At 50.2% G+C, this 8251-nt stretch carries 9 protein-coding genes; 3 read left to right on the forward strand and 6 right to left on the reverse strand.

What is annotated here, in order from left to right:
- The coding region (locus tag HMPREF1548_RS00605) for an ATP-binding cassette domain-containing protein (RefSeq protein WP_035320447.1) at positions 1-445 on the reverse strand (445 nt) is incomplete at its 3' end.
- Between the two features lie 358 nt (positions 446-803).
- Here HMPREF1548_RS00605 and HMPREF1548_RS00610 point away from each other — a divergent pair.
- From HMPREF1548_RS00610 to HMPREF1548_RS00620, 3 genes are read left to right on the forward strand one after another with little or no spacing between them, the layout of a single operon-like run.
- Positions 804-1247 (forward strand): LytTR family DNA-binding domain-containing protein, encoded by a 444-nt coding sequence (locus HMPREF1548_RS00610; protein ID WP_035320448.1) that lies wholly within the window; start codon positions 804-806, stop codon positions 1245-1247.
- A gap of 2 nt (positions 1248-1249) precedes the next feature.
- Entirely contained in the window at positions 1250-1699 is a 450-nt protein-coding gene (locus HMPREF1548_RS00615) for a DUF3021 domain-containing protein (protein ID WP_021633679.1), read from the forward strand.
- On the forward strand, positions 1696-2583 hold the full coding sequence (locus HMPREF1548_RS00620; RefSeq protein WP_021633680.1) for a GNAT family N-acetyltransferase: 888 nt from the start codon (positions 1696-1698) through the stop codon (positions 2581-2583). The genes HMPREF1548_RS00615 and HMPREF1548_RS00620 overlap by 4 nt, the downstream gene beginning before the upstream one ends.
- Before the next feature lie 32 nt (positions 2584-2615).
- Here the strand turns inward: HMPREF1548_RS00620 and HMPREF1548_RS00625 are convergent, their stop codons facing one another.
- The 5 genes from HMPREF1548_RS00625 to HMPREF1548_RS29765 all read right to left on the reverse strand — a co-directional run.
- The gene (locus HMPREF1548_RS00625; RefSeq protein ID WP_021633681.1) at positions 2616-4025 is read right to left on the reverse strand and encodes an RsmF rRNA methyltransferase first C-terminal domain-containing protein; all 1410 of its coding nucleotides are present in this window, start codon (positions 4023-4025) and stop codon (positions 2616-2618) included.
- A gap of 185 nt (positions 4026-4210) precedes the next feature.
- Positions 4211-4879: a hypothetical protein gene (locus HMPREF1548_RS00630; protein ID WP_021633682.1), complete on the reverse strand. Its 669-nt coding sequence runs from the start codon at positions 4877-4879 to the stop codon at positions 4211-4213.
- Positions 4860-5321, reverse strand: coding sequence for a DUF6608 family protein (locus HMPREF1548_RS00635; RefSeq protein WP_147331903.1), 462 nt, complete (start codon positions 5319-5321; stop codon positions 4860-4862). Before HMPREF1548_RS00635 ends, HMPREF1548_RS00630 begins: the two co-directional genes overlap by 20 nt.
- Entirely contained in the window at positions 5302-5760 is a 459-nt protein-coding gene (locus HMPREF1548_RS00640) for a LytTR family DNA-binding domain-containing protein (RefSeq protein ID WP_021633684.1), read from the reverse strand. Before HMPREF1548_RS00640 ends, HMPREF1548_RS00635 begins: the two co-directional genes overlap by 20 nt.
- A gap of 301 nt (positions 5761-6061) precedes the next feature.
- Positions 6062-8251 (reverse strand): hypothetical protein (locus HMPREF1548_RS29765; RefSeq protein WP_021633686.1); only part of this gene is annotated, 2190 nt, incomplete at its 5' end.

The raw sequence follows: 8251 nt of genomic DNA on the forward strand, positions 1-8251 counted from the left end.
GGGGCAGCAGGGCAAGGAGCACCGACAGCCGCTGCTTTTCCCCGCCGGACAGTTTTTTTACCGCACGGCCCGCCTTTTCCCCCAGGCCCAGCTGTTGTAGGAGCAGATGCCAGTCGGCAGGATTTTCATAAAAAGAAGCGAACAGCCCGCAAAGCTCCTTTACTTTAATTTTGTCAGGATATTCCGCCTCCTGCAGCTGTATCCCCATTTCCCGGTACACCTGACTGCGGTTCTTAAGCGGGTTCACCCCGAAAACCTGCACGCTCCCTGAAGTGGGCCTGCGCAGTCCCTCCACACATTCTACCGTAGAGGTTTTCCCGGAGCCGTTAGGCCCGATGACGGCAAGTATTTCTCCTGCCTTCATGCGGAAGGATACGTCCTTCACCGCACATACCGCCCCATAATCCAGCCGCAGTCCATCTATTTCCACAAGTGTCTTATCCATATGCATTCCTCCTTTATAACTGTTCAGCACCCCTCACAGTTATCTTCCTTTTTCTTCATCATAAGCAGCTGCAGCCCGCACGGCAACAGACGGCGTACGAAATGCAGGTTTTGCAGGGCAACCTGCTGATACCGGAGATAAAACGCATTTCCTTTCCCCCGTTTTATGATATAATGTTGGCGTAGGGACATTATATCTGCGCATGCTGATTTCTGCGCCCGCCGCAGAAATCCGGGCGCTAAATTCCGCCAAAGGCCCACACCCGCAGAGCGGATATAATGTATTGGAAAAATGTTATAACCAGTCAGTTCACAGCTGCTTTAAAAGGCTTGAACCGAATCTAAGGAGGGAACCGCCCATGCGTGTGGAGCTGAAAATCGATCCGGCCTGCCAGGAACCCTGCGCGGTCATAAACGCCGCCAGGCTGACCCCGAACCTGCAGGCCGCCATATCGCTTCTGGAAAAAGAAGGGGAGGAAAACGTGTTCCCCGCCCAGCGTGATGGGAAAACCTATCTTATTGAGCCGGACGCCATAGAAATTATCCGCACGGAGGGTCGCGAGCTCGCGCTCTACGACCGGCAGAAAAGGCGCTTTCTGTTAAACAGGCCTCTGTACGAGCTGGAAAAACAGCTGGGAAAAAATTTCGTGCGCATTTCCAAGTCGGCGCTTGTCAGCATCCGCCGGATCAGCCATGTAGAAGCCTCTTTCAATGGCACGATGGAGCTTGTGATGAAAAACGGAGTGGAGGAAGTGATTACCCGAAGCTACCGTCAGCAATTCAAACAACGACTGGGGGTATAGATATGAGCGTAAAAAAAGTTATCAACTATCTTTTCCTGGGAATTTCATGGGGCTGCACCTTTTTCGTATTTACCTGCCTTATCGGCTATCTCATCAGCGGCCCGGCTTTCCTTGCGCCTATTGTGAATAATTTTCCAAGGCAGGCCTTGGGCGCCGTATTTGTTGGTATCGCCTGCGGCTCCACCAGCATCGTTTACCGAATTGACAGGCTTTCCCTCGGTATACAGATTCTGATTCATTTCACGCTTGGCATGAGCGGATATTTTCTGGCCGCTTTTTATCTGGGATGGATCCCGCTGGAAAATAAATGGTACATGATGACCTTTATCATCCTGGGCGTTCTGATTTTTACGGCAATCTGGAGTATTTTTTTCTTTTACAACAGAAGGGAAGCAAGAAAAATGAATGAACGGCTGAAGGAACTGAACAGGGAGGAACAGGGAAACAAATGAAATACAAGCTGGAAAAAAATGTGCGTGATACCGCGCCTGTAAGAAATGCCTTTAACGCTCTGGCCATGCAGACCTTTCAGCTGTCCTTTGAGGGCTGGTATGAAAACGGCTGCTGGTCACAGCGCTATCAGCCCTATACCCTGATGGACGGCGGTACTGCTGCCGCAAATGTATCCGTCAATCTGATGAAAACCCGCTGGAACGGGCAGATAAAAAACTATATCCAGCTGGGCACAGTCATGACCCATCCGGCTTACCGCAACCAGGGGCTTTCCCGCTATCTGATTGAAGAAATCTTCAGGGACTGGGAGGAGCGCTGCGACGGCTTCTATCTGTTTGCCAACGAAACCGTACTGGATTTCTATCCCCGTTTCGGTTTTCGCAGGGAAACAGAATACCAGTGCAGCCTTCCGCTTGCCCCTTCTGCGGACGGAAAACGGGGAAAGGCGCGCCGGCTGGATATGGACTCTCCTTCCGGCCACAGCCTGCTGGAAGCCCATTACCGGATGTCCAATCCCTTTTCCCTGCTGCCTTCCCTGGATAATTTTAACCTGCTGATGTTTTACTGCGGTTCGTTTCTGAAGGACTGTGTGTATTATCTGCCGGACTACGACGCGGCAGCAGTCGCAGAACAGGATGTAACATCCGGGACGTTACTCTGCCATGATATTTTCTGTCCCCCGGGTCACTCCCTGCAGGAAATTTTGTCCTGCCTTGCTCCTGCAGGCACGCAAAAAGCGGTTCTGGGATTTCTGCCGGATGGAATCCCAGACAGCCTTCCCACACCGCTTTCCAATGAGGATGACACTCTTTTTACACGTATTCCGAAAGAAAATCCCTTCGACGGGCACAGGCTGAGATTTCCCGATCTGTCCCATGCCTGATTTCGTACATTTGGCAGATACTGCAAACCGCCTCAGCAGCTCCAGTTCTTTCTCAGCCCCTTGGGATAATGATTTTTCATGATTCCACCGGCCAGCTTGCCCCAGCCGACGCTGTAGCCGTCCGCTGTTATCAGATGCCAGCCCTTTCCGCCTTCCTCGCGGTAAACACCCACATCCTCCCGGAACGTCTCTCCGTTCAGATAGCCATAAATTTCCCGGCTGTCTGAGGGAAGGTCACAGGAAAAACGCACCTCCTCCGGCTTCAGCGCCAGGGCAAGCGCATGGGAAGGCTCAAACCGGTTCTTTTTTCTCGTGCCCAGATGCAGTCCCGGCCGCAGTACCTTCAGCCCCTTAAGAGGCGGCATTCCCTGAGGCGCCAGATAAAGCTGATCACCGAAGGCAATAAAAATCCCTTCCTGCCTTATTGTCAGATACTGCTTTTCAAATTCCAGATAATCCGCATATTCCTTCACCGACAGGCCCTTTATGCCGTCCCGGCGCACAGGCATCCACTCCGTCTCCGATACGCTGCCTTCCTTTTTAAGAACCGCCAGGAAATGCCCCTCGCCCCTGATTTTATGAGGCCACAGCCGCATTGTCCTGGCAAGCTCTTCCCTTCCGCCAGGCACCCAGTCCGGCCGTCCTGCCTCAAAACCCTCCGGCATATCCACATTCACCAACGTAAAATCCGGGAAGCGATCCAGAAAACGGTTGATGCTCCCTTCATTTTCCTGCGGGGCAAAGGTGCAGGTGGAATACACAAGAAGCCCGCCGCTTCGCAGCATCTGCTGCGCGCTGTCAAGAATCGTATCCTGTCTTTCTGCACACATCTCCACATTTTCCAGGCTCCATTCCCCGCAGGCTTCTTCATTTTTACGGAACATCCCTTCCCCGGAGCAGGGCGCATCCACCAGAATCCGGTCAAAAAACCCGGAAAAACGTTCCGCCAGCCGCTCCGGCGTCTCATTGGTGACCACCGCATTGCGGATGCCCATCCGTTCTATGTTTTCAGACAGTATTTTAGCCCGGGCAGGATGGATTTCATTACATACCAGCAGTCCCCCGCCCTTCATCTGCGCCGCGATCTGGGTGCTCTTCCCTCCCGGCGCCGCACATAAATCAAGAACCCTTTCCCCCGGACGCGCCTGCAGGAACTGTGCAGGCGCCATGGCGCTGGGCTCCTGGATATAATAAACGCCCGCCTCATGAAGCGGATGCTTCCCGGGCTGCTGCGCCCCGTCATAATAAAAACCTGTTTTCGCCCAGGGAACCGGCGTCAGGGAAAAAGGCCCCGTCCGCGCAAAAGCCTCCGGCTCCGCCTTCAGCGGATTCACCCGCAGGGCCTGATGCCTTTCCTCCCTCAGCGCCTCGGAAAACGCCTCATATTCCTCCCCCAGCATTTCTTTCATTCTGTTTACAAAGCTTTCTGGAAGCATTATCATGGTTCCTTTCTGTTAATTATCATAAGCGGGGACCGAACGGACACATCACTTCTAAAGGAACTTTACCAGATTTTCTTCCCGAATGCCAGTGGTAATTTTACATTTCCCTGTCCCATGCGGCGGACACAAAGGCACAGGCACCGGACGGCGGGAGCCTGAACAGGGTACGGACTGTAAGCCGCATTTTATAGAACAAACAATAAGAAAAGCAGTACCATGGTTCCCTTCAGGTTCCGGTTCAGCAGCAGGTAAAGCGAACCGAACAAAAGCCCAATCGCAACTCCTTCCAGCCCTATCAAAAGACTTCCTTTGGTAAAAATGTGACCAAGCCCCCAAGTCAGCCCCATGACAATCCCGCCATAGGGAATTTTCCGGTTTTTAAACCAGGTCTCAAAGGCCAACTGGGCAAACACCAGAATCAGTGTAAAAAGAAGCGTTTCAAACACATAATATATGTACTGGAAGATAAAAAGAAGCGTGCCATGGGACTTCCATTCAAGATATACCTTAAAACCTCCCCAGTCCATCACAGAGGCGTAGATTTTAAGTGCCGCTCCCGCCGCCACCAGCGCCCACTGCCAGAGCTTAACCGTTTTCAGGCTGCCCTCAAACAGCTTCAGGCCATACTTCTTTTCCCCCGTCCGCAGTACCCAGGCCGCCACCAGTCCCCAGGAAATACAGGTGATAATCCAGTGTACAATCGTCTGCCAGGTATTCCACCCCTCCATGGATGCCCCGTACAGCAGGGGTTCCAGCAAAAAAGCATAAACCACCTCCAGCCCCAGGCCCGCAAAAGCATCAAGCCCAAGCGATAAAAGCCCCCATCCTCTTTTTTTATCTGTCATAGTCTTCATAGCTGTCTCCATCTTTTTTCTCCTTTCTGATTTCCTCCAGCATTTCATTCGCTTTTTTTATTTCCTGGAAAAGTGATATATAATACCAGCCTGCAATGATCACATAAGGAATGGTGAAGGACCGGAACATATCCAGGTAAGCATATTCGGATAATTCCGTAAAATGTCCTATCACCCAAATAGTAAACATAATTCCGCCAAGTATCACCAGATACTGCCCCAAAATTACCGCCAGCGGCGGAAAACGCTGAAAACGATAGTATTGTGACAGTACAAAGGTGGCAACAAGCGATATACAGAATATCATAACAAAATTCTGCTGATCAATTTCCCATTTTCCCTGTGTAAAGGCCTCAGTGGCAATTTTTAACAGAGACAATATCGTATAGGTACAGCAAACCGATGGGAAAAAATTTTTACGGTTAATGAGTTGCATGTTCATTTCTCCTCTCCCTGATAAACTGCAGAAAATCATTTTTATAGGAACGGTTCAGAATCACTTTTTCACCGTTATCCAGCACAAGCTGCATTTTCATGTTCACATCTGCTTTGATTTTGCGTACTCTGTAAATATTTACCACAATGGATTTACTGATACGGATAAAACCGAGTTCGGAATATTTCTCTGCCACGGCCTGGATTCCCTGCTCCACCTGAAATACCTCTTCCTCCAGGCAGGCAAAGCACTTCCTGTCCACCGCCTCAAAGTAATATACCTCCTCCGGCTTCAGGAAAACCTGCTCTCCTTCCAGTTTTCCCAGAAGCATCGGCTCCTTCCCTGCCAGAGCCACTATCCTCCTGATTCTCTCATTATATTCCCTGTAATGGATATCTATATAATCTTCAGAAAGCCCGGGTTCCCGGAACCTGTTAATCTTCATTATCCTTTTCCACCTTTATTTTTAAGAACGTTCCTTCAAATAGCTTTCAGCTCTCTTACTGCCTTCAGCCATATACTGATTATAGCAGACCATTTTCATCCTGCAATGTGAGGATACGCAAGCTGCACCTGGAAATGAATAAGTTGCAAAAAAATTAATAACTGTAAAAAATATAAAGCTGCAAAAAAATATAAAGCTGCGGAGTCTTCGTGAAAGGTTCCGCAGCTTTATATACTTCTTGAAATGTCTGATTCTATAATCCGGCATTTATAACGATTTTTGTGTATTCTTGTTTTGTAGCCTAATCTTCTTTTGTGGTCTTTTCTTCTTTTGCCGCCTTCCTCCTGTTCCTTCTCCGTTTTCCTGCTCTGCCAATCATAACCGCCATAAGAAGCGCCACACCGGCAACGCCAAGCACGTAATACATAACCTTGCTTTCTGTTATTCCATAAACAGCAAAGGAACAGCCATAGGGAACGGACGCAGTCAGATAGCTTCCGTCCTCTTTCGTTTCCACCATTTTCCACTTACCATCGCTGCCTGCAATCCAGACCTGTGCGCTGTCAGCCCCTTCCGGTATGAGGAAATGTGCTGTCATTTCCGAAGTTTTCTCATCCTCGGGCTGGTTTTCCAGCGACCAGGAATAAGCATAGGCACAGGCTTCTTCTCTTTCCGGAGACTGGCATTCGTCCAGCGTAAGAAGCGTATTTTCATAAAAATTACCCTCCAGAAGGAACAGCGGCTTGCCGTTCTCCGCCTTTTGTGCGGAGGCCAGGCTCAATGTCCACCTCTGTTCTTCGGCTTCTACCATAATATTTTCCGTTACCTTACGGACCGGAAATTCTATGTTCCATTTTGTATATCCGCCTTCTGCAGAAATCTTCGGCACATCCTCTTCCTGTATGCTTCCGCCGTAAGGAATCGTCAGTGTGCCGCACACCTCATCCTCGTTTTTAAAGGTAATGGTAACCGTGGTAAAGCCCTGGGGTATCTCCTCCTTCTGCATCAGCTCCTCATAGGCACAGCTCTCGGCCTTGCCATAATAGTTGATGTTATCAATACCGCCCCATTCATCGGAAACAAAATAATTGGCAGAAAGCTCCGCTTCCTCATTCACATGCCCTGCGATACTTCCGATATACTCTCCTTCATCACTTTCCAGAGTGCACATTGACGCGCAGCCGCTGATGTTATAGCCGTCTCCCGCGATGCCGCCCAGATAATCCACTCCGCTGATATTGCAGAAGGAATAGCTTTTATTGATGGTGCTGGTGCTGACACCGGCGATTCCGCCCAGCTTCTTTCCGCTTTCCGCACTGATGTCGCCGTAATTTTCACAGTCATAGATCAGGCCCAGCTCCTCGCTGCCTGCAATGCCGCCGCAGTTATTTTTCTTTGCATTTATTTTCCCGTAATTTATACAGTGAATCACCACATCATTGGTGGTGGAGCGTACCGCCACATCCGTCAGCTTGGATAAATCCAGATCAAGCTCCGGATCAAAGTCGTATTCCACATTCATGGTCCCTGCAATACCGCCGGGATTAATATCCGCGTCCACAGACCCGTTATTCATACAGCCATAAATAACTCCCAGCGTCTTTTCCGTCACATTTCCGGAGGAAACATCCAGCAGGGGATCGCCGTTTCCCATCAGGATGTTCAGATCCGCATTCATGGAATCCGTAATCCGCTGCTGCGTGTTCATCAGGCCCTTCATGCTGTCCGTCAGACTCTGGATGCCGCCGTCAATGGAATCGGTCAGGCTGTCAATCGTATCCCCGGAAAGCTTGCTCTGATCCGTCAGTTCATTGGAAATATTGCCCGCAGCATCAGATACCGAATCTCCTGTGGAGGAAATGGTGTTCTGAATATTTTTCATATTCCCGGAGATGGAGGATATTTCGTCCTTCATTTTATTCAGGTTGGATTCTATCTCCGGATCAGGCTCCGGTTTCTTCAGCTCACCTTTTTTCTTGTCGGTTTTATCCTTGATGTCATCGATTTGATCCTTGATCTCATCTTTGATTTCATCCTTGCCATCGGTTATATTCCCGCCTTCATCGCCCGGATTTGCATCGGAATTATCTCCTGCATCACTGCCGCCATTCTCATTCTTCCCATCAGTGCTGCTATTCCCATCGGCGTTACTGTTCCCTCCGGCGCTACTGTTATCTCCGGCGTTACTGTTCCCTCCGGTACCGTTTCCGCCGCCGTTGGCTTCCTTCCCGCCGGAACTGCTGCCGCCATTTAGGGAAGCATCATCCGTCCTATCACCCGTCCCGCCAACAACGGTGCAGCTGATAAATGCCCCCTCTTCACCTGTCGCAGTAAGCTCCCGGACCTGATTTCGTCCCACAAGCGCCCTTACGCCATATACTGCCGCACCATTCTGTCTTTTCTGCACAGAAGCCCGTGCGCTGTCCGACCCTTGCACGCCTGCTTCCTCTATTTTTCCGCTGCCCTTTCCACCAGAACTGCCGCTCTCACG

This window comes from Clostridium sp. KLE 1755 (genome assembly GCF_000466465.2).
GTDB lineage: Bacteria > Bacillota > Clostridia > Lachnospirales > Lachnospiraceae > Eisenbergiella > Eisenbergiella porci.

What these genes read in the sequence shown, in the direction of transcription:
- HMPREF1548_RS00610 (WP_035320448.1), top strand. Translation starts at nt 804, where the DNA reads ATGCGTGTGGAGCTGAAAATCGATCCGGCCTGCCAGGAACCCTGCGCG.
- HMPREF1548_RS00615 (WP_021633679.1), top strand. Translation starts at nt 1,250, where the DNA reads ATGAGCGTAAAAAAAGTTATCAACTATCTTTTCCTGGGAATTTCATGG.
- HMPREF1548_RS00620 (WP_021633680.1), top strand. Translation starts at nt 1,696, where the DNA reads ATGAAATACAAGCTGGAAAAAAATGTGCGTGATACCGCGCCTGTAAGA.
- HMPREF1548_RS00625 (WP_021633681.1), bottom strand. Translation starts at nt 4,025, where the DNA reads ATGATAATGCTTCCAGAAAGCTTTGTAAACAGAATGAAAGAAATGCTG.
- HMPREF1548_RS00630 (WP_021633682.1), bottom strand. Translation starts at nt 4,879, where the DNA reads ATGAAGACTATGACAGATAAAAAAAGAGGATGGGGGCTTTTATCGCTT.
- HMPREF1548_RS00635 (WP_147331903.1), bottom strand. Translation starts at nt 5,321, where the DNA reads ATGAACATGCAACTCATTAACCGTAAAAATTTTTTCCCATCGGTTTGC.
- HMPREF1548_RS00640 (WP_021633684.1), bottom strand. Translation starts at nt 5,760, where the DNA reads ATGAAGATTAACAGGTTCCGGGAACCCGGGCTTTCTGAAGATTATATA.